The sequence below is a fragment of the Desulfobacter sp. genome, from assembly GCA_028768545.1.
Classification (GTDB): Bacteria; Desulfobacterota; Desulfobacteria; order Desulfobacterales; family Desulfobacteraceae; genus Desulfobacter.
Map to the genome: position 1 here is coordinate 4,894,492 of CP054838.1, position 24,315 is coordinate 4,918,806.

Here is a 24,315-nt window from a genome sequence, read left to right on the forward strand (position 1 = left end):
GATCAGGCAACCGGGTAGATCATCTCCTGCCTTACACCTGTAATCACACGGATATAGCCTGCCAGCATCTGGTCGGTTGAAAGATCGCCTGTGTCCACAAAAAAAGGCTGACCCCTGAGCAAAGCGATTTTTTGAAGGGTGGCCCCCACACAGATATTTTCTTTGCCTGCCTGCCTGATAATCCTGGGACTGATCTGATGATTTCCCCGGCCGAACAAATACCCCTGGCCGCCGATGGGGGTGATGAAAATTTTTATTTTTGCATCTTTGATGATATTAAAAATCTCTTTTTCCGATGCATCCTTGACGAGCAAAGACCTGTTTTGAACAAGATCCACCCCAAGCAGGGTATGGTCAAGGTGAAGATTGGTCATTACCGGACGGGTGGTGGTGCCAGGACCAATGATATAAATCGTATCTTTTTCCATGGCATCGATAAAATCCAGGCCGATGAGATTCTGGGCACCTGCCTCCCCCATTGGGGTGCCGGATTTCCTGGCCTGAACACGGCCTGCCAAAGGCACTTTAAGATACCCGTATAGTTTTGTTTTGACCCTTCCTTGGCGATAGCTTGCTTCAGCAATGTCCAGGACTTCTCCAAGGCGAAAATCTTTAAGACCTCCCTGGATAAAATCCCGGACCAGAAATCCTGCAGCCTCAGGGGTTCTTGAAAACACCGGGGAATGAATTTTCACCCCGGCAGGAATACCGAGCACGGGCAAAGCTTCCCCCACAGCCGAACAGATATCCCTGGCCGTGCCGTCCCCCCCGGCAAAGAGCAGCAGGTCAATTTTTTTATCCAAAAGCAGGGCCGCTGCCGCCCTTGTATCCTCTCCCGTGGTGGTCTCTTGGAGGGGCATATCCAGAACCCTTGTGTCCAGTCCCGCACCGTTGGCTGCATCTTCTCCCATTTTCCCGGGCGGGGTCAAGATGCAGACCCCTTTGATACCGGCAAGGCCAGCCAGGGCACGGGCGGTTTTTTCAGGGGCCAGGGCCGACCCGCCCAAAGCTTTGGCTTTTTCAGCCAGGCCGTCGGTTCCCTTTAGCCCCACCCTTCCGCCCATGCCGGCAATGGGATTAATGATCAGCCCGATGCGGATCATTCACCAGCCCCTGCCCGGGTTGATTTTTTCAGATAAGACCGCCAGGTAATGGCCCATTGGTCAGGATCATCCGAAGGTGAAGAATCCACCTGGTGACAGACACTGCTGTGGGGAGCGGTTTTTATGATTTCCGGGTTGTCATAGGCCTCTTGGAATATATGTTTAAGGGTCTCGATATATTCGTCCAGATCCGCCTTGGAAGGCGTTTCTGTCGGTTCCAGCGTCATGGGTTCTTCAATGTGATAGGGATGGTGACTCGTCCAATAATGCATGCCGAAATCCATCATCCTGCGCTGGATATCCCCTGAGGTAATACGGGTATCCCGGGTCAGCTTTTCAATGGTGTATCTCACCTGTTCCACCCGCTGTTTGCCCGGAATATAAGGGGCATCCACACACGGAATCTCCATGAGTTTTTTAAACATATAATTATTGTTGAGCACAGCCACCTTGGCGGTTTCATACAACCCTTGAGCGCCCAGGCTCATGATCCAGGCATAGGCTTTGAGCACCACCGGTGCCACACCGTACCAGGACCTGACCTTGCCTATGGACCGGCTGTCCAAAAGAGGGGAGAAGTCAAAGTCATAGCCCACCTGCCCTGATTTTTTTCAACCTCATTGATAAAAGGCCCGGGCAAATAGGGTTCAAGGGCTTTTACGGCCCCTGTGGCACCGCAGGCAGGACCGCCGCACCCATGGGGGGTTGAAAATGTCTTGTGAAGGTTGAAAAAACAAAGATCAAACCCCGCCTCTCTGGCCCGGGTCACCCCTAAAAGACCGTTGGCATTGGCCTGGTCATATCCGCAGATCCCGCCATGGTCATGGACCAGGCGTGTAAATTCTTTCACCCGCGGATTATACACCCCGGTATCTTCGGGGTTGGCCACAAAAAAGCCTGCGGTCTTGGGTCCCACAGCCGCTTTAAAGGCTTCAAAGTCAGGATACCCATCCTTGTCCGGGCCGATATGGATAATCTTGTACCCTTTGACGGCAGGGGCGGCGGCATCAGAGGGGTGGGAGTACAGGGTGGTAATGATCTCATCGCGCTGATCTGCCTCGTTTTTTTCTACAAAATAATTATACACCACCGAAGCCATGGTCAATATACCCTGGCTGCCGCCTCCCGGCTGAAAGGTAAACCGGTCCAGCCCGGAGATCTGTCTTAAAAAGCAGTCGGTTTTATAAAAGATCTCCATCATGCCCTGGACTGTTTCTTCGGGCTGAAGGGGGTGGAGTTCAGTGATCTGGGGCTGCCGGGCCAGGACTTCGTTAATCTTGGGGCTGTATTTTACCGTACAGGTGCCCTGACCAATTTCAATGTTCAGGTCTGCCCCCAGAGTCTGCTGGGAAAGACGCATATAATGGCGGAGCACCCGGGGCTGTGCAATTTCCGGCAATGCCGGCAGGTCCTTGCGCTGCAAAGATGCCGGAATATCGGTTTTTCCCACCCGGGCCTGGATTTCAGGTTCTGCCCCGGGGACCTGAATGCCCCGCTCTCCCGGGTTGGTCAATTCAAAAATAATGGGCTCATCCCATTTGGCCTGGTGAAAATTTTCCCTGACTTTTTTACTTCTATCTATAAATTCCATTTTAATCTCCTTTACTCACCTCTTTAAAATTTGGGCAAGAGCATCTGCCAGGGTATCAATTTCTGACTGGGTATGAATTTCAGTGACACAATAAAGCGCTGACTGGCCAAGATCGGGAAAATCGCAAGAGAGATCTCTGCCCCCGAAAATCCCCTTAGCCAACAGGACCTGATTGATCTGCTCGACGGTTTTTCCGGTATGGTTAAAATCCACCACAAACTCTTTGAATCCAGGGGCATCAAACCCAGGGGATTTTACCCCCTCAATTTGATTCAGGCACAAAGAGGCATATCTGGCCTTTTGAACAATGGTCTGGCCCACCTCTTTCATGCCCCAAGGTCCCATGGAGGCAAGATAGACCCCGGCCGTAATGCCCCAAAGGGCAGACTGGGTGCCCACATATTCCTTACCGTGTTCCCTGTGATGGCCAAAGGAGGTCCTGTCATAGGCCACATCGTCAAACCCGTATTCTCCTGGGGTTAAGGTGGGAACAATCCCGAACAGCCTTGAGGGAAATTCCATGACATAGCGTTCCTCGTCCCGGGTGGCCATAAACCCGGCCTGCCCGCCCCCGTAATTCATGTGAATCCCCAGAGGCTGGAGATCCCCGCAGATGATATCCGCCCCGTATTGGGCGGGAGGGGTAAGAATGCCAAGGGAAATGGGGTCCACATAGACCACGGACTCCGCCCCGACCCCGTGGGCCAGATCAGAAATTTTCTGGCCGCTGGCCTCAAGAAATCCTAAAAAGGAGGGGTTTTCAAAATAAACAGCCGCGGTTTGATCGGATAATTTTTTTGCCAGATCATCCAGGTCCAGCTGACCTGTGGCCGGATCATGTCCCACCCGGACGATGGTAATCCCTGGGCTGCAATAATTTTTAATGGCTGCAAATTTATCAGGATCCATGATATCAGGCACCAGCACCTGATTTCTTCCGGTCATTCGGCAGGCCATTCTAAGTGAGGTGGCCGCCGCCTGAAACCCGTCCATGGTCGGCACATTTACCACCTCCATATCCACCAGCTCGGCCACCAGGCTCTGATATTCAAACAAGGCCTGAAACCTGCCGAAATCATTGTACATTTCCCCGCCGTAGGCCGTGAGAAACTCTCCTCTGGAATTGATCTCATCGCAAAGGACCGGCACATAGTGCTGGGCGCAGCCTGCCCCCAGAAAGCTGATCATCTCGTCACAATGCTTATTTTTGGCCAGAATCTTTGAGACATGGCGTTTAAGCTCAAATTCAGATCCCAAGCCCTTTGGCAAATCCAGATTCTGGGTCAGTTTCAATTCTTCAGGAATCTGCTCGTGCAGATCTTCCAGAGATGAAAGCCCCAGCTCCCTCAGCATCTGATCCTGGGTCTCCAGTGCGGAATTGGGGATATAGGGATGGTGTTTCAGTCCGTTGACGGCCATGGCTGTCTCCTTGCAAAAAAATAATCATTAAAAATGGATTCACTCCAAAGCATCTTCACTCAAAAATTCACCGGGTAAAGACCTCGGCTGAACCACGTTATGGTCTATCATAGCAGATTCCATACCAGGATCCTGATCCAGGCCGCCAGGCCGAGATAACCACCTGATTTAAAAAACAAAATTCTTTTACATCAGATGTCATCCCCAGGCCCGACCACCACTTTTTTCATCTGCCATCCCCGATATTTTGCCAGTTTTGACACACAATTATATTTTTTGTCAAACCCATTGTCAAAAACCGTCAAACCAGGTAGGATGTCTCCGCTTGAATACCCGGATGCCAAGGAGATGCCATGATCAATATCCATGCCCATAAAAAAGATTTAAAAAGAGCCGTTGAAATGATCAAGGCCATGCTTGACGTGGATGCTGCCATTTTTGACATAGACAGCACCCTTTTGGCGGCAACCGATGAATATTCCAGACAAAAAGGACACAGGGTCCATGCCCCGTCCATTCAGGAGGTCCTGGCAAACGGCAATGTCGTGGTGAATAAACCAGGCCATATGTCCTCGTGCAACGGGTGCCGCTTTATCGGGAACTGTCCGGCAAAAATTGAAATCCTCAAACGATTTTCCACGGGTTCAACCCCCATTGGGGTCATGACCCTGACCTCTTTTACCCGCCAGGGACATGAAAAAATCGTCTCTGACACCACCGTCTATGTCCAGGCATTAAACCTGTTTTCAGACTGGATCGCCGATTTGATCGAAGGCCGGGACAAGGCCCAGGCCTTTGCTGAATCCCAGGAAACACTCAACACCCTCATGGATCTTTCACAGGATGCCGTGCTGACCATTGACACCCGGGGTCTTGTCACCCGGGGAAATGCCCGGGCCTTGAAGCTCTTTGCCTTTTGTGATCTTTATACAAGATCAGCCTTTAACATCCTGCCCCAACCCTTGGTGGAGAAAACTCTTGAAGCCAGCCCGATCAAGGGAGCAAAAATCAGGGTCAACACCCTTGAGTTCTTTTTATCTGCCCGGCCGGTTAATACCCAGGGCAGTTTTTCAGGTGCCGTGATCACCCTGGCAAGCACCCGGAAAATAAACGCCGCCCCCCCCCCCCTGCCCCAGTCTCCCCGGAATAACACACCGGGCCTGGACAATATTCTGGGAAGCAGTTCTGCCATCATTCAAATCAAAAAAATGGGCGTACAACTTTCAAAGTCCAACTCAACCCTGCTGATCACAGGAGAGACCGGAACCGGAAAAGGATTGCTGGCCAAGGCCATTCATTATTCGGGAAACCGGAAAGACCACCCGTTCATACCGGTGAACTGCGCCAGCATCCCTGACACCTTATTTGAGAGCGAATTGTTCGGATATGAAGAAGGTGCGTTTACCAGGGCTAAAAAAGGAGGAAAACCAGGCAAATTTGAACTGGCCCACCAGGGCACATTGTTTTTGGATGAAATCGGGGAAATGCCCCTCCACCTCCAGGCCAAGCTTTTGAACGTTCTTCAGGACAATTGCCTTCAGCGAATCGGCGGGGTGGATTTTCTCCCCGTGGATCTAAGGGTGATTGCCGCCAGCAACCAGGACCTTGAAGCCATGGTCCATGACAAAACGTTCAGGTCAGACCTATTTTATCGCCTCAATGTCATTCCCCTGGTGCTGCCCCCCCTTTGTCTGCGTAAAAAAGACATCCCCGTGCTGGCCCGCGCCTTTGTCAAAACAGCCAATATCCGTGCCAACAAATCAATCAAATCAATCTCCCCCAAGGTCTTAAATTTATTTTCAGACCATGACTGGCCAGGAAATATCAGGGAACTGCAAAACCTCATCGAGTACTCTGTCAATATGGCAAAAACACAGACAATCTGTCCCCATGACCTGCCTGAAAGATTTTTAAACCATACCCGGAAGGTGGGCCCAAAGGCCCTGGAACGAAAAGAAACCCACCCGAATTTCAGGCAGAGGGCATCCATGGCCCAGGCCCAGGCCATCATGGAAAACCTGGACCATTTTGGCCATGATGTTAAAGGAAAAACCCAAACCGCAAAAAACCTGGGCATCAGCCTCAGAACCCTTTACAGAAAGCTTGCAACCATGGAGACAGATTCCTGACCCAGGGCTCAGTCTTTCAGCTTCCCCTTTAACAAGTCCCCAAGCCCGGCAAAGGGATTGGTGCCGCCGCCCCCTTCCTGATTGTCCGAGGCGGTCTCGTCTGAATAGGCGTCTGCCACCTGGTCCCTTGAATGTTCATTGTCATGGCAGTAAATGCATAAAAGCTCCCAATTGCTGCCGTCGGGCGGATTATTGTCGTGGTTATGATCCTTATGGTGGACGGTGAGTTCCTTGAGCCGTTTTCCTTCAAACTCCCTGCCGCAATGGGCACAGATCCAGGGATACAATTTAAGGGCACGTTCCCGATAGGTATTCTGCCGGGACTGCTGCTCGCTGAGCGCTTTTTCGGTATGGGTGGCCATATGATCTTCTCCTGATATGGGTATTTTAAATTTGCTAAAGGACCGAAAATAATTTCTTCTAGTAATGGGGCGGTTTCTCATTGGCCGGACCGGGCTGGGACTGTTCCTGGGACCTGGCCAGTTCCCGGCAGACGGCCGTGAGACGGTCAATCTCCCTTTGCTGGGCATAAATCACATCGTTGAGTTCCCTGACAGCCTTTTCCTGGAAGGCCAGTTTTGTTTCGATCTTTTCAAGCCGTTTTGCATCCATGGTATTCATTTGTTTTCACCCGAATCTGTAGTTAATGTAAATCCAAGATATTTAATGGTTTTCCCCTGATTAACGGCCTTGGCCTCAAAGGTGGAGACAATATGACCGGCGCCCTGGTCCAAGATCTTTGACTGATGAAAATCAATTGAAACCGCCTTGATATCCCCCCCCCAGTATTCAACCATTTCCCGGGTATAGGTAAAAAGCAGGTCAGAATCTGTTTTCAAATGCACCATGCCCCCGGGGACAAGCAGCCGGGCATAGGCGGCCATAAAATCAGAAGAGGTGAGCCTGTGCTTGATCTCCCGCTGCTTTGGATGGGGATCCGGAAAGGTCAGCCAGATCTCGGCAATGGAATGGTCCTTAAAAAAAAGATGGAGATTCCTGATGTTTGCCCTGAGAAACAAAAGATTGTCAAACCCGCGGGCAAGTCCTGCTTCCCCCCCGTCACAGAGGCGGTAACTTTTCTGGTCCACCCCCACGCAGAGTTTTTGGGGAAAGGCTGCGGCAAATCCAAGGCTGTGCTCTCCCTTGCCGCAGCCCAGCTCAAGTATTGTGTCCATCTCTGAATAGGGTGGCTGCTGCCAGGGCCAGGGACCCCGGGTCTCACCTGAAGCGGGGAGGATGACATTGGCCAGGTGCCGGACCCGTTCGTATTTACGGTTTTTGGTCTTTGGCATGTCTGCCTTTCAAATTAAATTCCAAACAAATATTCATTGTTCAAATCCTTTCGGGACAAAGCCTTAGGCTCAGGTTCGAATTAAAATCTTGCCTAATATGGCTTAGGATTTTTAATCGTATTCAAGGCGGGTGGCTGGGAGCCTTACCCCGCCATCTCAACTTTCAGGCAGATATCGTCCATTTCAATGATATCCCCGGGATATATTTTTTTGCGTTTCCGAGTTTCAATTTCCCCATTCACCCGGACCAGGCCGTCGGCAATAAAATATTTTGCTTCTCCCCCGCTGGCGGCCAGATTTTCAAACTTAAGCACCTTGTACAATTCAATCGGGGATTGGGTCAAGTAAACAGATCTTGTCTCTTCCATGTGTTTTATCTCCTGGGTTCCGGACCTTGATTACAGCGGATGGCATCGGCCCTCAACCGTCCCTGAAGGTAGAGGGACAGGGCGGCAACAGCCTTGTCACAAACAGAAAATACCGGCACTCCCCCTGCCATGAGCGCATCCCTGAGAGGATCGTAAAGCCGCCCGCCGTCCACCACGGCAACAATGGGGGTGACGGACTGATCCTCGAGCGCGATCATCCGGTTGAGAATGGATCCCTCCTGGTCCATGAGAAATTTTTTATCTGAAGAGGCTTCAAGGGTCTGCATGGCCGGGGACATGAGATCCAGACTCAGAATCACGGCGTCCACGCCCGGATCCAGGCTTAAAATCCTGGCAATTTCCCCATGGGCCTCATCATCGGCAGAGGGATTGATATCCAAAGGGTTGGACAGGATCACCAAGGAGTCCAGCCCCTTGGCCCTGAGCAGTTTTTCAATGGCGCTGCGGGTATTTGGACTATACTGGGCAAATTCCATGGAAAAATCATCGCTTTGGATGGAGTCGGCCATGCCCACGGCCTCAAATCCTGCCCCGCTCACGGCAGCCAGACGGTTGCCCCGGATAATTTTATGACTCAGGGTTTCAGATAAAAGCATGAGTTCGGAAAATTCTGAAAAACTTCGGGCCACAATGGCACCGGCCTGGGCCACACAGCTTTCACAGACCATATAATCCCCTGCCAGAGAAGCGGTATGACTGGAGGTGGCCGCCTTGCCCTCGGGGGTCCGGCCGGCCTTGTAAAAGACCACTTCCTTGCCGGAAAGCACAGCACGGCGAACGGCCCGGCAGAATGCCAGGCCGTCAAGATCGTTAAACCCTTCGGCATAGACCGCGATCACATCCACCTGGTCTGAATCCATAAAATAGGCCACCATATCCCCCAGGGTAAGATCGGTCTGGTTGCCCATGGAAATCATATAGGCGGGGGACAATTGGGGGCATTGATGGGACCTGTGAAGCATGAAAGCCCCGCTCTGGCTGATCAGGGCAGCACGGCATACGGTATGGTTCCGGGTCTTGGGCAGCTTTCCCTCGGGGATAAACCAGGTATCGTAAGCCCCGGGCCTTGAAATCACCCCCATACAATTGGCGCCGAGAAATACCGGCCCCCTGCCTTTTTCTCCGGTTGGACCCTTCCCGGACCGGGCCTGATTGATCATGGCCCGAACCTGTTCTGCCAAATCCTGGCTGTCATGGGTTTCCCCCATGCCGCCGGCAATGAGCATCACGCTGTGGGCAGCATCCTTTTGAATGATCTCTTCCACCAGCCCAGGCACCTGAGACGCCCCAAGGGCCACAATAAATAGATCAAGCGTTTTGTCCTGATCCTGTTTCAAAGCAGACAGATCCGGCAGACAGTCAATCCCCTGAATACGGGCCTGTCCCCGTTTAAAAATCACAATGTCATTGGGATCAAACCCTTCTGCCAGAATATTGTCCAGAATAATCCGCCCGAAATTCTTCCGGGACCCGGACACCCCGATGATCCCGATTTTCTTGGGATGAAGCAGGTGATGAATTTTAGAAACAGGCCGCTTTAAGGCAACCTTTCGCTGTTTGAAAAATCGGCACATCCCGTCCAGGGGCACCATGAGATAATCGGTAAAGGCAAAGGGATTTATCTCAAGTTCTTCAATCACAAACGGGGCATCCGGATTATTCTGGGCATAAAAATTACCCAGTTGGACAAAGGATTCAAAACATTCCACCAATTGCTCGTCCGTGACAATCCGCCGCTGGCCCCGGGTGAGCCCGGCCAGTTTCCGATAGGAAATGGTCTGCCTGTATAATTGGAAAAACGCCTGCCCGTCTCCCATGGCGGTTGAGGCCGCCACAATGGCCTGGCCCTTCCTGAACCGTTTGGCATAAAGCTCGGTATCAGTTCCCCCAAGCCCTGCAGAAAGGATAGACCCAAACTCCCTTGTGTGGCGAAGGCCTGCAATAAGTTCATTGCCGAATGCCGTAGAGTCCGGCGGCATGAACTGGACCTGAAGCACCCCTTTGATATCCCTGAACACGGCAGCCACAAGGGCCTCTCCGGACAGCCCCCAATAATGTTCAGGCAGTCCCAAAGGATCCTGCCCCATGCGGCCGGCATAATTTTCAGGCACCTCATATATCATCCGTCGCAAGGCGGACCGAATCAGGTTGGGGTCCTTGTCCACCACCCTCACCCCGCCCACCTCTGTTTTATGGATAATATAGGGGGATACGATTTTAAGTACGGTCCTGTCCCCGGGAAAGGCCATGAGTTCCTCGTCAGAACATCTGGCTCCCCTGGCAATAAAATTGCTCTTTGGCGGGGTTTCCGCCCCGGATCGGGACAACAGTTCGTACACCTCATATTCAAACAAATAATCCCGGCCCTGATCCCAGGCCCGGGACAATATACGGGTAATCCCCTTAAAATCTATGGGCACATCCACACCCACCTCCGTTTTTTCAAAAATTTAAGTTTCAGACGGATCTGTATTCTGACGGGTCTCTATCCCGGAAAGCCTGAGCCGATAGGCGGTATACCGGGCCAACAGCCCCATGGCCTGGCTGCACGAATCAAACACAGGAATACCTTGGTCCCGCAGCCGCTGGTTAATCGGCTCATGGACCCGGCCGGCATCGTTGAACAGGACAACCGGAATTTTAGACTCGGCCACAAGCCTTGGCAGGTGTTCGCCCAAAGCGTCGGGCCCTGTGCTGTATACCAGAGGCGTATTCATTGCCGGGGTATCAAGGGTGGCCGGTGCCAGAGAGCCTAAAGACGAAACCACGGCATTGATATTCTCATCCTGGGTCATGGCCTCAATGGCCCCGATATACACCTCATCCGGAGCTGCCGGGGTCAAATCCAGGGGATTTTTAATATCCATGATATCCAAAAGGTGGGCCCGGTCAAAAAGATCTGCAATCCGTTTCCGGGTCTTTTGGGTCAGTTCCGGCAAATCCAAAAAAGAATCCTTGGATTCCAGAGAATCGGCAATGCCGACGGTTTCAAAGCCTGCAGGACTTAAAGCAGCAATCCCAAACCCTGAAATCTCTTTGTCATGGAGAAAGGCGGCCAGATTCATCAGGCCGTCAAATTCTTCCAGAGAATCGGTCACCAGAGCCCCTGCCTGGCCAAGGCAGGAGGTGCAGACCATATAATCCCCTGCCACCGATGCGGTATGGCCGGAGGTGGCTTTTTTCCCCTGGGGCGTCCGGCCGGCCTTGTAGACAATCACCTCTTTTCCCTGGTCCACGGCCCTGCGGATCCCCTGACAAGCATGGAGCCCGTCCAAATCCTGAAACCCTTCGGCATAAACACAGATAATACTGATATTTTCAGCATTGGAAAGCCAGGTGATAAAATCTCCTATGGTCAAATCCATCTGGTTGCCAACGGTGATATTATAGGCGGGATCCCCGCCAGCAAGGCCTGACATTCGTACCAGGGCAAAGGCGCCGCTCTGGCTGACCAGGGCCACGGGACCGGGAGGAGAATCCATTCGTTTGGGCGTGCAGGACTCGGGTGTAAAAAAGGTATCCAGACACCCGGGCCGGCTGATCATGCCCAGGCAGTTGCCCCCGAGAAAGACCGGACCTCCGCCCTTACGGGCATGGGCTGAATGTATTTTCTCTATCACGGCCCTGGCCCGGTCCTGACTCCCCTGGGTCTCCCCAAGTCCGCCCGGAATCAGAATAACGCTCCTGGCACGGTCATGGTCGATAATCTCGTCAATCAGGGCCGGCACCTGAGATGCGCCCACAGCCACCACCAAAAGATCAACCCCCTTCACTTGGGTGATATCCCGGACACAGGTCACATGGTCAATCTGGTCAGCCTTGGAAGAGACAATGGATATATTTTGTTTTGGAAACCCGGCCCGGATCACGTTGGCAAGAATATGCCGGCCAAAGTTCATCTGTGTTGAAGAGACCCCGACAATGGCCAGGGTCTCAGGGGCCAAAAGATTCCCGATCCGGTCTATCCCCCGGGGAACCGCCGAGGTAAAGGGTTGTGAAAACCGGCACAGCCCGTCCAGGGAGACCATTTCATAGTCCACCAACGCAAAGGGATTCACCTCCAGTTCTTCAATCACATAGGGCGCTTCAGGATTCAGCGGGGAAAAATAATTGCCCACGCTGATAAAGGCGCCAAAACATTCCATGAGCTGCTCGTCAGAGACCAGCCGCTCGACCCCCCGGGTCTGGCCGGATATTTTTTCATAGGCAATGGTTTTTTCAAAGAGATCAAAAAATTGTTCTCCTGTAACATGGGCGGTGGATGAAGAGACCACAGCCTGTCTCAGACGAAACCGCTCGGCATAAAGCTCGGTATCGGTTCCACCCAGCCCTGCGGTGATGACCATGCCAAACTCCCGGGTCCAGCGCAGGCTGACCAGAAGCTCATTTCCCAGGGCATCCGAGACCGGGGGCAGGTACTGGGTGATGAGCACCCCCTGTATCCTTTTGTTCACGGCCTCCACAAGCGCTTTTCCTCTAAGCCCCTGATAATGGGAAAGGTCCTGGCCCGTTTTTTTTTCAACCGCCTTGGCAAATTACTGGGAAACCATGTCCACCATACGCCGGCTCTCACTTCTGACCTTTCCGGCCAGCCGGTCCACCACCTTGACGCCGCCCACATCAGACTTGTGCACCACATCGGGGCTGACCACCTTGATGACCACTTTGTCTCCAATAAAGGGGACCAGCACATCCGAGGTCAACCGGTGGTTCCGGGCAAACAGCAGTTCATAGGTTTCATGCTCAAATAGCAAGAACCGTCCCTGGCCTGCGGCCTGGGAAAAGACTTGGGTCATTTTGTCAAAATCAATAAAAAGCTGCATCTCAATTATTCCTGTGATCCCTGGCCCTGCCGGTCAGCATTGCCCTTGGATGAATACAAGGTTACGATCTATGCCATCATATCAAGTTCAGGTAAAATATCAATTCCGCAGCCCTATTTTTCATTTCAACCCAGCGCTTTTACCCCTGGTATCCCTTTAAGACAGGCATAATTTGGCATCAGGGCAGACCACGACAGGATCGGCCTGAAAAAAACCATTTTTCCTTTAATTGCCCATGACATCCAAAGAATCGTGATTAGGATTAGAACACCCAAAAAAAAACAGACCTTGAATTTAAAATAATTCCAAGGGTGCACAAGAATTTAAAACTATAGCAGCGAAATTCAAATCCAATCGCCTGGAAATAAAGGAAAGGCTTTCCATGAACATCCCGGTTACACCTGATAAAAAAGCATTTATCGACCTTGCCACCTGCAAAATGCCCTTTGGCAAATATGCAGGCTACCGTCTTGTGGATCTTCCGGAACGGTATCTTGTATGGTTCTCTCAAAAGGGGTTTCCCAAGGGAAAACTTGGAGAACAATTGCAGGAGGTGTATGAAATAAAACGAAACGGGCTTGAGTATCTTTTTAAATAGGACTTAAAATCCAAGCCCCACCCGTTAATCCTCTGCCAATTTTTTTTGTGAACAATCATTTTCTTGCTTGAAATCATTTTTCCTTTGAAGACGCTTTGGTACCTCAATCAATCTTGGCCCGAGCCCCGGGGCAATCTCTTGTGGCCATTTTGGGTTTGTGTTAGGCTCACGGTCGAATTAAAATCTTCCAAAATATGGCTTAGGATTTTTAATTGTACTCAAGGCGGGGGGCTATGTCCATATTATACATGCCCTGCCACCCGACAACGAAGATGATTAAAAAGACAAGGCATATGCAAGGTTTTATTCTGACCGAAAGCCTTAAAGGAAGAACAATGAAAACGAAGGTCCACAAAGGAGACAACAAATGCTGAGACTAAACAATTTCATCCTCATCCTGGTCATCTGGTTTTTGTCCCTGTCGACGGCAGCAGCCGGCGAGTATCTTCTGTCCGGACAAACCATGGGCACCTTTTACCGGATTAAATTTCTCAGTTCAAAACCTGTGGCAAAGGCGCTGTGGCAGGAAAAAACAGATCTCCGGCTCAAACAGGTCAATGCCAGGCTGTCCATGTATCAAAAGAAGAGTGAAATTTCCAGATTCAACCAATCTGAGCCAAACCAAAAATTCCGGCTGTCAAAGGACTTTTATCAGGTATTGCTTGAATGCAAAAATCTTCACACCCTCACCCAGGGGGCCTGGGACGGGACAGTCAAACCCCTGGTGGATCTCTGGGGATTCGGCACCCAGGACAACTCCAGGCGCATCCCTTTGGCCCAAGAGATAACCGCAGCCCTGGCCAAAACCGGATTTGACAAACTCATCCTGGCAGACCACAGCCTGACCAAAACCCAACCCGGGGTCACCCTGGACTTAGGCTCCATTGCCAAAGGCTATGGGGTGGATGAAATCGCCCGGCTGTTCAGGGATTCAGGCGTTAAAGACTATCTGGTGGAAATCGGCGGAGAGCTTGCAGGGTCGGGAAGAAACAAAAAAGGAAATCCCTGGGCCGTGGGCATATCAAGGCCTGAAAAAATCCAAGCCAGCCAGGGCCTGTACAAGGTCATTTCCCTGGACAACATGGCCATTGCCACTTCGGGAAATTACAGGAACTTTTTTGAACACAAGGGCAAAACCTATTCCCACATCATCTCTCCTAAAACCGGGTTTCCGGTGGATACCCTTGTGGTCAGCGCCTCGGTGATCGCCAAAAACTGTACCCTGGCAGACGGTCTTGCCACCGCATTGATGGTCATGCCCCCTGAAAAGGGTATTGCCCTGACCGACAGAATGGAAGACACAGAATGCCTGATTATCAAAAAACAAGGAGAACGTCTGGTGCCGTTCAAGTCCAAGGGATTTAAAAACTTTGAACAAGACTTTTAATCCGGGACAGGATGGGGTGTCGTACAATTGCAATTGTTCGGGTTTTAAGGTAACGTTGAAAGACAAGGGGTAAGCGGAATGCCCCCAAGAGGGTATAATCCTTTAGGTATTTTTCCCAAAAGGGACCCAGGATACTGAATCGATTGAGCCAAAAGAGGTACACGGAGTTAGATGACCTTTTTTAAAAACTTATCCATAAAGTACAAACTCTTTTTTGCCTATGCTGCGGTGTCGCTTGTTGTTTTTTCCATCAGTTTTGCCCTGCTTTTCTTCCAGGTACGCAACAGCATAGAATCCCGCATCCAAGAAGCGCTGAGCAAATCCAACCAGGCCATCACCGACCTTGTGGAAACGGCGGCCACCATTTCCATTAAAAATCATCTCCAGGACATTGCCGAAAACAACTTAAAAATAATCACCCACCTTTTCCAGTCCTCTCTCAAGGGCCAAATTCCCGTAAGCCAGGCCAAAAACAAGGCTGAAAAAATCCTGCTCAGCCAGACCATCGGCAAGACCGGTTATATCTATTGCGTTGACAGTCTGGGAACTCTCCAGGTTCACCCCCAAAAAAGAATTCAGGGGAAAAACATTGCCGTCAACACATTTATTCAAGACCAGACCAAAAAAAAATCAGGATACCTGGAATACCATTGGAAAAATCCGGGAGAAACAACAGAACGGGCCAAAGCCCTTTATATGGTTTATTTTGAACCCTGGGACTGGATCGTATCTGTCTCATCCTATCGGGCGGAATTTGCCCAGCTGGTCTCAATAGAGGATTTCAAGGATAAAGTCTTAGACCGGACCTTTGGAAAGACCGGATATTCTTTTATCTTTGACATCCAGGGCAATATGGTGATCCACCCTGAACTTTCAGGCAATTTCTTTGATCTCCGGCAAACCCGGGGCAAGCGAATCCTCCAGGAGATGATTGATAAAAAACACGGGTACCTGACCTATTTTTGGAAAAACCCCTCCGAAGCCCTTGCCAGGGAGAAATTCGTTGCCTTTGACCATATCCCTGATTTTGACTGGATCATTGCCTCATCCTCATACACGGCCGAGGTCTTTTCACCCCTCTCTGAAATGCGGGCAACCTTTTTAATCATATTTGCCCTGACCCTTTCTTTTATCGGCTGTGTGTCCATGATTCTCAGCGACTCTATTACCCAACCGCTGACCGCCTTTATCAAACGGTTTGAAAAGGGGGCTGAAGGGGACCTGACATCTAAGATGAAGACGGTCAGGCAGGATGAAATCGGTCAATTGTCCAGCAGTTTCAATCTGTTCATGGACCGGATAAAGGCCTATCAAAACGGAATTTCCCTGGAAATAAAAACCAGAAAAAAAACAGAAAAGCAATTGCAGACCCTGAGAAACGACCTTGCCGATATTATTGATTCCATGCCCTCCATGCTCATCGGGGTGGATAAAAAAATGCAGGTGACCCTATGGAACAAAAAAACGGCCAACTAAACAGGAATCAGCATGGAAAAGGCCAGGGGAAATTTCATCCAGGATATGATGCCTGAAATCACCAAGCAGATACCGACCATAAAAACCAGCCTGGAATCCAAAAAAATCAAACACGTATTAAAACACCCCTTTGTTTCAGGAACAAAAGAAACCGTTTATGTGGATATGACCATTTATCCCCTGGCCGGGCCACAGGATAGGGGGGCTGTCATACGCATTGATGATATCACCCAAAAACTGCAGATGGAAGAAATGCTCATCCAAACTGAAAAAATGCTCTCCGTGGGCGGACTTGCAGCGGGTATGGCCCACGAGATCAACAACCCTCTGGCCGGGGTGATCCAGAATTCAAATCTCTTGCTCAACCGCCTCACCTGTTCAGATATTCCGGCCAATATCAGTGCAGCAAAAGAGGCCGGAACAACCATGACAGGCATCAGCCATTATATGGAAACACGCAGCATCCCGAAAATTATCAGTTCAGTGATTGAATCAAGCAGGCGAATGGCCGAGATTGTAGATAATATGCTCTCTTTTGCAAGACAGGGAAGTGATTCTTTTTCAACCCATGACCCTGCCATGCTGGTGGATAAAATTCTGGAGATTGCGGCCACGGATTATGATTTAAAAAAATCATATGATTTTAAATCCATTGTCATTGAAAAAGAGTATGAACCCGATCTGCCCCTGGTTGCATGCGAAAGTTCAAAAATTCAGCAGGTATTGCTCAACATACTCAACAACGGTGCCCAGGCCATGTTTCACTCTTCTGGCCGTTTGAAATCAAAATTCATTCTAAGGCTGTCCAGGGAGAAAAATCAGCCGATGCTGCGCATGGAAATTGAAGACAACGGCCCGGGCATGGACGAGGCCGTGCGCAAACGAATATTTGAACCCTTTTTTACAACCAAACCTGTGGGCGTGGGAACCGGATTAAGGCTTTCTGTGTCCTATTTCATTATCACGGAAAACCACAAAGGCACGATGGACGTTGTTTCCCAGCCCGGCAAGGGCACCCGGTTCATCATTTGCCTGCCCTTGAGCCGATAGCCGAACAAAAATCCTGATATCCCGGAGAGGGTATTTTGCACCTCATCCCGCGGATCTGCCCCAAAAATCCAAAAACTTTGAATATAGAGAATACCTATACCTTTGAAATTCTTTATTCTGATAATCAATTGGATTCTGCTGATCATGCATGGCATGAGATGATTCGGAACGAAATAGTTATAAATACTGAAATATCAGGAGGTATAGAGTTCATGGGTAAAAATTTTTTTTCCACCCGTAGGGGGATTATTGCTGTGGGTGCCATCATCGGTATCCTTGCCGCACTTTTACAAAAATTGGGAAATCCCGGGAACATGGGCATCTGCGTGGCCTGTTTTGAACGGGACATTGCCGGTGCACTAGGGTTTCACAGGGCCTCCGTCGTTCAGTACATGCGCCCGGAAATCATTGGATTTGTTATAGGGTCTTTTGCAGCGGCCTATGGGTTTAAAGAGTTTAAACCCCGTTGCGGATCAGCCCCCATGGTCCGTTTTGTTCTGGGCATCTTTGCCATGATCGGCGCCCTTGTTTTTCTGGGATGCCCATGGCGGGCCGTGCTGCGCCTGGCCGGAGGAGACTGGAACGCCATTGTGGGTCTTCTAGGGCTTGCATCGGGCATATATATCGGGGTGCTGTTTTTGAAAAACGGGTATAATCTGGGACGGTCCCAGTCCACCCACGCAGGTGCCGGATGGATTTTCCCCCTGATCATGGTAGGCTTTCTGGTTCTCATGCTCATTTATCCCCAGGTAGACGGAGAAAATAAAAGCGGTGTTCTCTTTTACAGCCTCAAGGGACCGGGGTTCATGCACGCCCCGATTCTCATCTCTCTTCTGGTCAGCTTGGGGATTGGATTTATTGCCCAGCGCAGCCGGTTCTGCACCATGGGGGCCTTAAGAGATCTGATCCTCTTTGGCCAGACCCATCTTTTGAGCGGGTTTCTGGCCCTGGTGGTGTTTGCCCTGACAACCAATGTGATCTTGGGTCAGTTTCACCCGGGATTTGCCAATCAGCCGGTGGCTCACACCGTACACATGTGGAATTTTCTGGGCATGGCCCTGGCCGGCCTGGCCTTTGCCCTGGCCGGAGGCTGCCCCGGACGCCAGCTGTTTTTGGCAGGGGAAGGAGATTCAGATGCGGCTGTTTTTGTCATGGGCATGATCGTGGGCGCCGGATTTGCCCATAATTTTGGTCTGGCAAGCTCCCCCAAAGGGGTGGGCCCCCACGGCATTGCCGCCGTCGTGGTCGGATTTGCCGTTTGCCTATTTATCGGGTTTACCATGAGAAAAAAACTGTCAGTCTAATAGAGTAAACTAAGGTGATAAGGAATATATAATGAGTAAAATAATTGATGCAAGGGGACTTTCCTGCCCCCAGCCGGTGTTGATGACTCTGGATGAAATAAAATCCGGGACGGATAATGAAATCCAGGTTATAGTAGACAATGAAGCGTCCAAAGAAAATGTAACCCGAGCAGCTAAAAGTAAGGGCTGTACAATCAAAGAAATCACAAACGATGGTGATGAATCCAAAATTAATATCCTGAAAGGCTAAAACTGAATGTTCGGTCTTAATTTGAGTTTTTTTAAAAAAAAAGAAAACTCCCCTGCCCAGGTCCCGAAAAAGGACCTGGGTATCCTTGTTTTTGAGAACACAAGCGAGGTGATCCAGGCAGAAAACTTTTTAAAATCCAAGGGATGGCAGGTCCGGGTGATGGGACCTCCCCCGGGAATTCAAAGCGGGTGTGACCTTGTTATTGAGTTTCCCCTCATTGAAAAACTTTTGCTGTTAAGGCAGTTAAGCCAGGCAGGCATCCCCCCCCTGGAAATGGTACCGGTGACCCATCCCCTGCTCCGGCCTGTGGATTTGTTTCACACCAAGGATTTCGGAGAGTATCTCATGGTCAGGGCCGCCAATATGAAACTGACCATCCACAAGAAAACAAGACGCATTGTCAATGTCTCCGGCGGCGGATGCCCTGATGTGCCTTTTCTGGCCCAAAAAATGGTGGGGCAGCATCTGGACGAGGCCCCGAGGCCCGGAAAAATCGGACACACCCTTTGCGGATATGCCCTGGAAATTGCCCACAAGGAGATGATTCGCCAATGCTCGGAATAGTCGGAACCGTTCCTGATGAGTCCTTTCCTTTGACCTGCGGCCGGATTCGCCTGGACGAAGAATTTATTGTGATCAAGGGCATAAAGGTGGCGATCAACCGGGGCACCCCGGCCTTGATCGGTGCTGCCGTCAAAACCGGGCAGGTCCTGGGCCTCACCGAAATCAAAGGATTTCTGGTCGGGGATATCGGACTGGGCAAAGGCAGCCGTGCCCTTTACCATGACCTGACCCTCACCCTTCCCCAAATGAGATTAGACACCCTGGTATTTCATTATCTCCAGCCCGACGTGGACTGGCACAACCGGGTGATCTTTGCCGTGGAGGAGATGGAAAAAAGGCCCAAGCTCATTGCAGATGCAGGCTTTATGTATGCAGCCAAAATGAGCGGCCAGGCCCCATCCTATGACCTGTTCACCCCGGATGTGGGAGAGCTGGCCTTTCTGGCCGATGAAACAGCCCCCCATCCCTTTTACACCCGGGGGTTTATCCTCCACCAGGACAACCAGGTCCCGGATCTGATTTCCCGGGCCCTGGAACACGGGAACGCCGCCCAGCATCTCATGGTCAAGGGCTCAACCGATTATGTGGTCTGCAAAGGAAAAATCATAGACTGCATCGACCAGCCCAGTGCCGATGCCATGGAGGCCATGGGCGGCACCGGCGACACCCTGACAGGTATTCTCTCTGCCCTGGTCCAGGCAGGCTTTACCATTCCTGAGGCCGCAAAGATTGCCGCCCTGACCAATCGCCTTGCAGGGGTTTCTGCCCAGCCCACCCCCGCCTCCCAGGTCATGGATATTATCCGCCAGATTCCCCGGGCATTGACCCATGCCCTTGAAACCTTGAAAATATCCTTATAAAAGAATCAAAGACAGCCTGTGGACCCAAAGATGTACAGCCAAAGAGTCATAATGTTGATTCAACCGACAAAATATGGGGAGCTTAGCCCGCATATTTCACAAAACGTTTTTGCCTTAACGGCAAGCACAGACCGAAAAGCCCTAGTCCTTTACTGCGAGCGGACTGTAACCCAGCAGATGAGGTAAAACCCTTTGCCCGGAGGGTGAAATTTTGTATAATGGAAAACGACTTAAAAAACGGCACAACCAAATTGTAATAATACAACTTTTTGGCAAGACACTTAAAATGTCATGAAATATTCGGGTATGACCTGAACACCCCCAGGGCCAGCATGGCCTGGGCCAGATAATAGGTCAGCATCACCCAAAGACTTGAATGGGGTATGGGGGTGACAAACCGGGTCCAGGCAATCAAAGAGTCGGAAATAATAAACACAATGGCCCCGGCAATGACCATCCAATGATTATCCCGGCCAAGACAGGCAGAAATCCCCATACACAGGATCACCCCGAGATAAACATAAATGGGAACCATCATCCCTTTGAGCCCTGGAAAAAGAAAGGCCCCAAACCAGAGGGTAAATACAACCATGCCCCCCATGACAAGCCCCCTGACAGGGGTCAGTTTTGGGCGGGCAAGAAAAAGGGCAATATAAAAACAATGGGCCAGGATAAAGGCCGCCATGCCCGCCTCAAAAAGACCGTCAAAAGGGAGCTCAAGCAGGATATCCCCAATGCCTGAAAAAAAAACCCCAAGCCCAAAAGCATCTTTGTTTTCCCCTTTAAATTTAAAAAGGCCCAAAGGGCCAGACAACCAATGGGAATGGTTTTTACAAGCCAGCTCAAGCTGTAGGGTCTTGAATCCAGGCTCAGCAAAAATGCCAGAGAAAAGATGAAAAATCCGAAAATCAGCATCCGGTTCAACTGCTTTTGATCTCCTGCCATGGGCCCTCCGGTCTGTTATAAGAATTGTTAAATTCTGCGCTTGCCCTGCCTGACCTGTACAGACTATTATGTTAAGCTGTTTTTGCAAGATCTTTTTTACCCTAAAATCTGCAGACAGATTATGGGTAATCTTCCAAAGTTGATATTCCCCCAATGATGGTTAATTTAACCCCATGAGAATCAAAGACAAAACTATGATCTCCCGGGCCCTGCCCATGCCCCACCAAAAAAACAATAAATTTTATACCGATGTCAGCCCCATGATCATGAATTGGCACCAGACCCTGTCCGCCGCCATTGACTTTCTCTTTGAAAACAACAACCGGGTTCCCCAAGAAACCCTGCCGGTCATACAGACCGATCTGTCCCGATTTGCCTCAGGGGAGAAACAAGGATTTAACACCACCTGGCTTGGCCATTCTTCTCTGATGATCAATATGGATGGGTTTAAAATACTTCTGGACCCTGTGTTTGAACCCAAGCTCTCCATGGTCGGACCCAAACGGTTTAACGGACCCCTGCCCCTGGTTATTGAAGCCCTTCCCCCCATTGATCTTGTGATCATTTCCCATGACCACTATGATCATCTCAACAAATTTTCCATCCAAGCCATCCAGGAGAAGACAGGCCTGTTCATGGTGCCCCTGGGCGTGGAAAAGCATCTGTCAGCCTGGGGGATGCCCCCCCCAAAAGATCGTCTCCCTCAACTGGTGGGAGTCCCATGAGCCTCGAACAAGATTCAAGGTCACGGCAACGCCTGCCCGGCATTTTTCTGGGCGGGGTCTGTTTGACCGGAACCGGACCCTCTGGGCCTCCTGGGTGATTGAATCCCCTAACTACAAGATCTTTTTTTCAGGGGACTCAGGATATTTTCAAGGATTTGCCTTAATCGGCGAACAATTCGGCCCCTTTGACATGACCTTTCTGGAATGCGGAGCCTATAATCCGGCCTGGCACGGGGTCCACATGTACCCGGAAGAAACGGTAAAGGCCCACGAAGATCTGAAAGGAAAGATTCTCCACCCCATCCACTGGGGCACGTTCAACCTTTCCCTTCATTCCTGGTACGAGCCCATGATCCGGCTCAAATCATCAGCAGAATCCGCCAACATTCCCATTGCCACCCCTGTGGCCGGCCAGACCATTGACTTAAAACACCTGGGCAGCCCATGGTGGGGAACACGATTACCATAAGGGTGTTTCAAAACTTTAAATCCCCTTAAACTCTGCCGGGCGCCGCTCCATAAATGAATCCAGCCCCTCTTTGACATCCTGGGAGGCCATGATGGGCAAAAGATCAGGCAGCAGGCGCTCCACAGCGGCCTGTTCCCCTTTTATCCTGACAATCCGGGCAGACCTCAGGGTGGCGGCCACGCCTAAAGGGGCCTGTTTTGAAATGGTATGGGCAATGTTCAAGGCCCTGTCAAAGCCTTTGTTCTCGGGAACCAGCTCCTGGACCAGCCCCATTCGAAAGGCCTCTTGGGCGCTGATTTCATCTGCAGTCAAAAGATAGCGCATGGCATTGCCCCAGCCCACCTCCTGAAAGAGCCTGACCGTGGCCCTGCCCAACGGATAAATCCCCCGCTTGATCTCTATCTGGCCGAATCGGGCATCTTCCTGGGCCACCCTGATATCCGCAGCCAGAAGCAATTCAATACCAAGGGTCAGGCAGAGGCCCTGGACCGCCATGACCACAGGTTTGGCCACCTGGCTTTCAGGATCCAGACCCAGAGGGTCCATGCCCTGATCGGGCAGTTCAGGGAAACTGCCCCGGGCAAAACAGGCCGACCACTGGGCCAGATCCAGGCCGGCTGTAAAATGATCCCCATGGGCGTACAAAAGTCCGCACCGGATTTCCGGGTCCCTGTGCAGTTTTCCATAGGCAGCACTCAGTTCCCTGTACATATCCAGGTCAAAGGCATTGATCTTTTCAGGCCGGTTCAGTCCCATGAGCAGGACATGGCCCTGGGTATTAACATCCACTTTGCTCATATCTTTATCCTTTTAAATGGTAAGGTTTCCCGGTTCTAAGATGGGGTAAAAAATTTGCCCTGGAAGGAATCTCTGGCCTCAAAGGTGTGCTGGATCATGTTAAAGGTTTCTCTGTACCGTCCGGCCCAGAGCGGTGCCACAAGTTCACTGCCATGGGGATCCCCTGTGATCCGCTGGATAATAATCTCTTTGGGCAGACGCTCCAGATAATCACAGACCAGATCCACATAGGCCTGCTGCTCCAAGGGAATATACCCGCCCTTTTGATAAATCTCATCCAAAGGGGTATTTTTAATCACGTAGAGCAGGTGAATCTTGACCCCGTTCACCCCAAGATCGGACAATACCTTTGCGCTGTCCATCATCATGGACCTGTCTTCTCCGGGCAGGCCCAGAATAATATGGGCGCAGGAATTAATCCCGCGGTTGACGGTCATGGCCATGGCCCGCTCAAAAGCTGTAAAATCATGGCCCCGGTTGATAAAATCCAGGGTGGTGTCATGAACGGATTGAAGCCCGTACTCCAGCCAGACCAGATAATTTTGGGTATAGGACTCAATGAGTTCTATTTTTTCTAAATCCACGCAGTCAGGCCGGGTCCCGATGGCCATGCCCACCACCCCCTCACAGGAAAGAGCCTGGTCATACATAAACCGCATATGATCCACCGAGGTATAGGTGTTGGTATAGGACTGGAAATAGGCCAGAAATTTTTTGGCCTTGTACTTTTTCATCATGGGGATCTTGCCGGTCTCAACCTGGTCCCGAATGGAAATCCCCCTGGCAAAGGCCCCTGTACCCGAGCCCTTGGCATTGCAGTAAATACATCCTCTGGTGGAAAGTTTTCCGTCCCGATTGGGGCAGGTCAGGCCCGCATCCACTGAGATTTTCTGGACCCGCTCCCCGAACAAATGCCTCAGATAGGTATTATAATCCGAATACCGCTTTTCTTTTTCCATCCTGATCCGGATCTCCTTGTTTATGAATTCACCTGTAACAAACTGAAAATTAAATCTTGCATTGTAACCCTTTTTTTTTTATTTAGGTCCACCCTCTTCCTGCCGGGAACAAGTCGCCGGGTACAGCCTTTATCCGGCCCTGCGCCCTTTGATTACCTTACCCAATTTCACACAAATTTGCCAA

The 24,315-nt window shown here is 50.8% G+C and carries 23 protein-coding genes and 1 pseudogene; 11 read left to right on the top strand and 13 right to left on the bottom strand.

Annotated elements, in window-relative coordinates; genetic code table 11:
- Positions 1 to 2: 2 nt before the first annotated feature.
- The 3 genes and pseudogenes from HUN05_23820 to gcvPA all read right to left on the bottom strand — a co-directional run bounded on the left by HUN05_23820 (position 3) and on the right by gcvPA (position 4,113).
- The gene (locus tag HUN05_23820) at positions 3 to 1,103 is read right to left on the bottom strand and encodes an ATP-NAD kinase family protein (protein WDP87790.1); all 1,101 of its coding nucleotides are present in this window, start codon (positions 1,101 to 1,103) and stop codon (positions 3 to 5) included.
- Positions 1,100 to 2,694: pseudogene (gene gcvPB / locus HUN05_23825) on the bottom strand (aminomethyl-transferring glycine dehydrogenase subunit GcvPB). Before gcvPB ends, HUN05_23820 begins: the two are co-directional and overlap by 4 nt.
- Before the next feature lie 15 nt (positions 2,695 to 2,709).
- Complete coding sequence (gene gcvPA / locus HUN05_23830; GenBank protein WDP87791.1) at positions 2,710 to 4,113, bottom strand: aminomethyl-transferring glycine dehydrogenase subunit GcvPA; 1,404 nt, start codon at positions 4,111 to 4,113, stop codon at positions 2,710 to 2,712.
- Positions 4,114 to 4,466: 353 nt separating this feature from the next.
- On the opposite strand from gcvPA, the gene HUN05_23835 reads away from it, so the two are divergent.
- The gene (locus HUN05_23835; protein ID WDP87792.1) at positions 4,467 to 6,242 is read left to right on the top strand and encodes a sigma 54-interacting transcriptional regulator; all 1,776 of its coding nucleotides are present in this window, start codon (positions 4,467 to 4,469) and stop codon (positions 6,240 to 6,242) included.
- Positions 6,243 to 6,250: 8 nt separating this feature from the next.
- On the opposite strand, the gene HUN05_23840 is transcribed toward HUN05_23835, so the two are convergent.
- The 7 genes from HUN05_23840 to HUN05_23870 all read right to left on the bottom strand — a co-directional run bounded on the left by HUN05_23840 (position 6,251) and on the right by HUN05_23870 (position 12,746).
- Positions 6,251 to 6,604: an HNH nuclease family protein gene (locus HUN05_23840; GenBank protein WDP87793.1), complete on the bottom strand. Its 354-nt coding sequence runs from the start codon at positions 6,602 to 6,604 to the stop codon at positions 6,251 to 6,253.
- Between the two features lie 58 nt (positions 6,605 to 6,662).
- On the bottom strand, positions 6,663 to 6,854 hold the full coding sequence (locus tag HUN05_23845) for a SlyX family protein (protein ID WDP88209.1): 192 nt from the start codon (positions 6,852 to 6,854) through the stop codon (positions 6,663 to 6,665).
- A 5-nt stretch (positions 6,855 to 6,859) separates the two neighbouring features.
- Complete coding sequence (gene trmB, locus HUN05_23850; protein WDP87794.1) at positions 6,860 to 7,534, bottom strand: tRNA (guanosine(46)-N7)-methyltransferase TrmB; 675 nt, start codon at positions 7,532 to 7,534, stop codon at positions 6,860 to 6,862.
- Positions 7,535 to 7,677: 143 nt separating this feature from the next.
- Positions 7,678 to 7,902, bottom strand: coding sequence for an RNA-binding S4 domain-containing protein (locus HUN05_23855; protein ID WDP87795.1), 225 nt, complete (start codon positions 7,900 to 7,902; stop codon positions 7,678 to 7,680).
- A 5-nt stretch (positions 7,903 to 7,907) separates the two neighbouring features.
- On the bottom strand, positions 7,908 to 10,349 hold the full coding sequence (locus HUN05_23860) for an acetate--CoA ligase family protein (GenBank protein WDP87796.1): 2,442 nt from the start codon (positions 10,347 to 10,349) through the stop codon (positions 7,908 to 7,910).
- A 24-nt stretch (positions 10,350 to 10,373) separates the two neighbouring features.
- The gene (locus tag HUN05_23865; protein ID WDP87797.1) at positions 10,374 to 12,377 is read right to left on the bottom strand and encodes a CoA-binding protein; all 2,004 of its coding nucleotides are present in this window, start codon (positions 12,375 to 12,377) and stop codon (positions 10,374 to 10,376) included.
- An 81-nt stretch (positions 12,378 to 12,458) separates the two neighbouring features.
- Positions 12,459 to 12,746 (bottom strand): acetate--CoA ligase family protein, encoded by a 288-nt coding sequence (locus HUN05_23870; protein ID WDP87798.1) that lies wholly within the window; start codon positions 12,744 to 12,746, stop codon positions 12,459 to 12,461.
- A gap of 382 nt (positions 12,747 to 13,128) precedes the next feature.
- Between HUN05_23870 and HUN05_23875 the strand changes: the two genes are divergently transcribed.
- The 8 genes from HUN05_23875 (at position 13,129) to HUN05_23910 (ending at position 20,235) form a co-directional block, all read left to right on the top strand.
- Positions 13,129 to 13,344, top strand: a complete 216-nt coding sequence (locus tag HUN05_23875) for a DUF3820 family protein (protein ID WDP87799.1) — start codon at positions 13,129 to 13,131, stop codon at positions 13,342 to 13,344.
- Between the two features lie 367 nt (positions 13,345 to 13,711).
- A complete protein-coding gene (locus HUN05_23880) occupies positions 13,712 to 14,731 on the top strand; it encodes an FAD:protein FMN transferase (GenBank protein WDP87800.1) in 1,020 nt (339 codons plus the stop codon).
- A 171-nt stretch (positions 14,732 to 14,902) separates the two neighbouring features.
- Entirely contained in the window at positions 14,903 to 16,207 is a 1,305-nt protein-coding gene (locus tag HUN05_23885; protein ID WDP87801.1) for a methyl-accepting chemotaxis protein, read from the top strand.
- A 12-nt stretch (positions 16,208 to 16,219) separates the two neighbouring features.
- Positions 16,220 to 17,257, top strand: coding sequence for a hypothetical protein (locus HUN05_23890; protein ID WDP87802.1), 1,038 nt, complete (start codon positions 16,220 to 16,222; stop codon positions 17,255 to 17,257).
- 212 nt (positions 17,258 to 17,469) lie between these two features.
- Positions 17,470 to 18,561 (top strand): YedE-related selenium metabolism membrane protein, encoded by a 1,092-nt coding sequence (locus HUN05_23895; GenBank protein ID WDP87803.1) that lies wholly within the window; start codon positions 17,470 to 17,472, stop codon positions 18,559 to 18,561.
- 31 nt (positions 18,562 to 18,592) lie between these two features.
- Positions 18,593 to 18,811, top strand: coding sequence for a sulfurtransferase TusA family protein (locus HUN05_23900; protein ID WDP87804.1), 219 nt, complete (start codon positions 18,593 to 18,595; stop codon positions 18,809 to 18,811).
- 6 nt (positions 18,812 to 18,817) lie between these two features.
- Complete coding sequence (locus tag HUN05_23905; GenBank protein ID WDP87805.1) at positions 18,818 to 19,375, top strand: DUF3343 domain-containing protein; 558 nt, start codon at positions 18,818 to 18,820, stop codon at positions 19,373 to 19,375.
- Positions 19,363 to 20,235, top strand: coding sequence for a sugar kinase (locus HUN05_23910; GenBank protein ID WDP87806.1), 873 nt, complete (start codon positions 19,363 to 19,365; stop codon positions 20,233 to 20,235). The genes HUN05_23905 and HUN05_23910 overlap by 13 nt, the downstream gene beginning before the upstream one ends.
- A 289-nt stretch (positions 20,236 to 20,524) precedes the next feature.
- Here HUN05_23910 and HUN05_23915 read toward each other — a convergent pair whose 3' ends face one another.
- Complete coding sequence (locus HUN05_23915) at positions 20,525 to 21,037, bottom strand: lysoplasmalogenase (GenBank protein ID WDP87807.1); 513 nt, start codon at positions 21,035 to 21,037, stop codon at positions 20,525 to 20,527.
- Between the two features lie 316 nt (positions 21,038 to 21,353).
- Here HUN05_23915 and HUN05_23920 point away from each other — a divergent pair, with 316 nt between their 5' ends.
- Together HUN05_23920 and HUN05_23925 are read left to right on the top strand one after the other, a co-directional pair.
- Positions 21,354 to 21,905, top strand: a complete 552-nt coding sequence (locus HUN05_23920; GenBank protein WDP87808.1) for an MBL fold metallo-hydrolase — start codon at positions 21,354 to 21,356, stop codon at positions 21,903 to 21,905.
- Positions 21,906 to 21,999: 94 nt separating this feature from the next.
- Positions 22,000 to 22,374 carry an MBL fold metallo-hydrolase gene (locus HUN05_23925; protein WDP83753.1) on the top strand — a complete coding sequence of 125 codons (375 nt, stop codon included), beginning with the start codon at positions 22,000 to 22,002 and terminating at the stop codon, positions 22,372 to 22,374.
- A 15-nt stretch (positions 22,375 to 22,389) separates the two neighbouring features.
- Here the strand turns inward: HUN05_23925 and HUN05_23930 are convergent, their stop codons facing one another.
- A complete protein-coding gene (locus HUN05_23930) occupies positions 22,390 to 23,172 on the bottom strand; it encodes a crotonase/enoyl-CoA hydratase family protein (protein WDP87809.1) in 783 nt (260 codons plus the stop codon).
- Between the two features lie 35 nt (positions 23,173 to 23,207).
- On the bottom strand, positions 23,208 to 24,131 hold the full coding sequence (locus HUN05_23935) for a TIGR01212 family radical SAM protein (protein ID WDP87810.1): 924 nt from the start codon (positions 24,129 to 24,131) through the stop codon (positions 23,208 to 23,210).
- Between the last annotated feature and the right edge of the window lie 184 nt (positions 24,132 to 24,315).

What these genes read in the sequence shown, in the direction of transcription:
- HUN05_23855 (WDP87795.1), bottom strand. Translation starts at nt 7,902, where the DNA reads ATGGAAGAGACAAGATCTGTTTACTTGACCCAATCCCCGATTGAATTG.
- HUN05_23920 (WDP87808.1), top strand. Translation starts at nt 21,354, where the DNA reads ATGAGAATCAAAGACAAAACTATGATCTCCCGGGCCCTGCCCATGCCC.
- HUN05_23895 (WDP87803.1), top strand. Translation starts at nt 17,470, where the DNA reads ATGGGTAAAAATTTTTTTTCCACCCGTAGGGGGATTATTGCTGTGGGT.
- HUN05_23835 (WDP87792.1), top strand. Translation starts at nt 4,467, where the DNA reads ATGATCAATATCCATGCCCATAAAAAAGATTTAAAAAGAGCCGTTGAA.
- HUN05_23875 (WDP87799.1), top strand. Translation starts at nt 13,129, where the DNA reads ATGAACATCCCGGTTACACCTGATAAAAAAGCATTTATCGACCTTGCC.
- HUN05_23935 (WDP87810.1), bottom strand. Translation starts at nt 24,131, where the DNA reads ATGGAAAAAGAAAAGCGGTATTCGGATTATAATACCTATCTGAGGCAT.
- gcvPA (WDP87791.1), bottom strand. Translation starts at nt 4,113, where the DNA reads ATGGCCGTCAACGGACTGAAACACCATCCCTATATCCCCAATTCCGCA.
- HUN05_23905 (WDP87805.1), top strand. Translation starts at nt 18,818, where the DNA reads ATGTTCGGTCTTAATTTGAGTTTTTTTAAAAAAAAAGAAAACTCCCCT.
- HUN05_23880 (WDP87800.1), top strand. Translation starts at nt 13,712, where the DNA reads ATGCTGAGACTAAACAATTTCATCCTCATCCTGGTCATCTGGTTTTTG.
- HUN05_23820 (WDP87790.1), bottom strand. Translation starts at nt 1,103, where the DNA reads ATGATCCGCATCGGGCTGATCATTAATCCCATTGCCGGCATGGGCGGA.
- HUN05_23900 (WDP87804.1), top strand. Translation starts at nt 18,593, where the DNA reads ATGAGTAAAATAATTGATGCAAGGGGACTTTCCTGCCCCCAGCCGGTG.
- HUN05_23910 (WDP87806.1), top strand. Translation starts at nt 19,363, where the DNA reads ATGCTCGGAATAGTCGGAACCGTTCCTGATGAGTCCTTTCCTTTGACC.
- HUN05_23845 (WDP88209.1), bottom strand. Translation starts at nt 6,854, where the DNA reads ATGGATGCAAAACGGCTTGAAAAGATCGAAACAAAACTGGCCTTCCAG.
- HUN05_23930 (WDP87809.1), bottom strand. Translation starts at nt 23,172, where the DNA reads ATGAGCAAAGTGGATGTTAATACCCAGGGCCATGTCCTGCTCATGGGA.
- trmB (WDP87794.1), bottom strand. Translation starts at nt 7,534, where the DNA reads ATGCCAAAGACCAAAAACCGTAAATACGAACGGGTCCGGCACCTGGCC.
- HUN05_23890 (WDP87802.1), top strand. Translation starts at nt 16,220, where the DNA reads ATGGAAAAGGCCAGGGGAAATTTCATCCAGGATATGATGCCTGAAATC.
- HUN05_23885 (WDP87801.1), top strand. Translation starts at nt 14,903, where the DNA reads ATGACCTTTTTTAAAAACTTATCCATAAAGTACAAACTCTTTTTTGCC.
- HUN05_23840 (WDP87793.1), bottom strand. Translation starts at nt 6,604, where the DNA reads ATGGCCACCCATACCGAAAAAGCGCTCAGCGAGCAGCAGTCCCGGCAG.
- HUN05_23870 (WDP87798.1), bottom strand. Translation starts at nt 12,746, where the DNA reads ATGCAGCTTTTTATTGATTTTGACAAAATGACCCAAGTCTTTTCCCAG.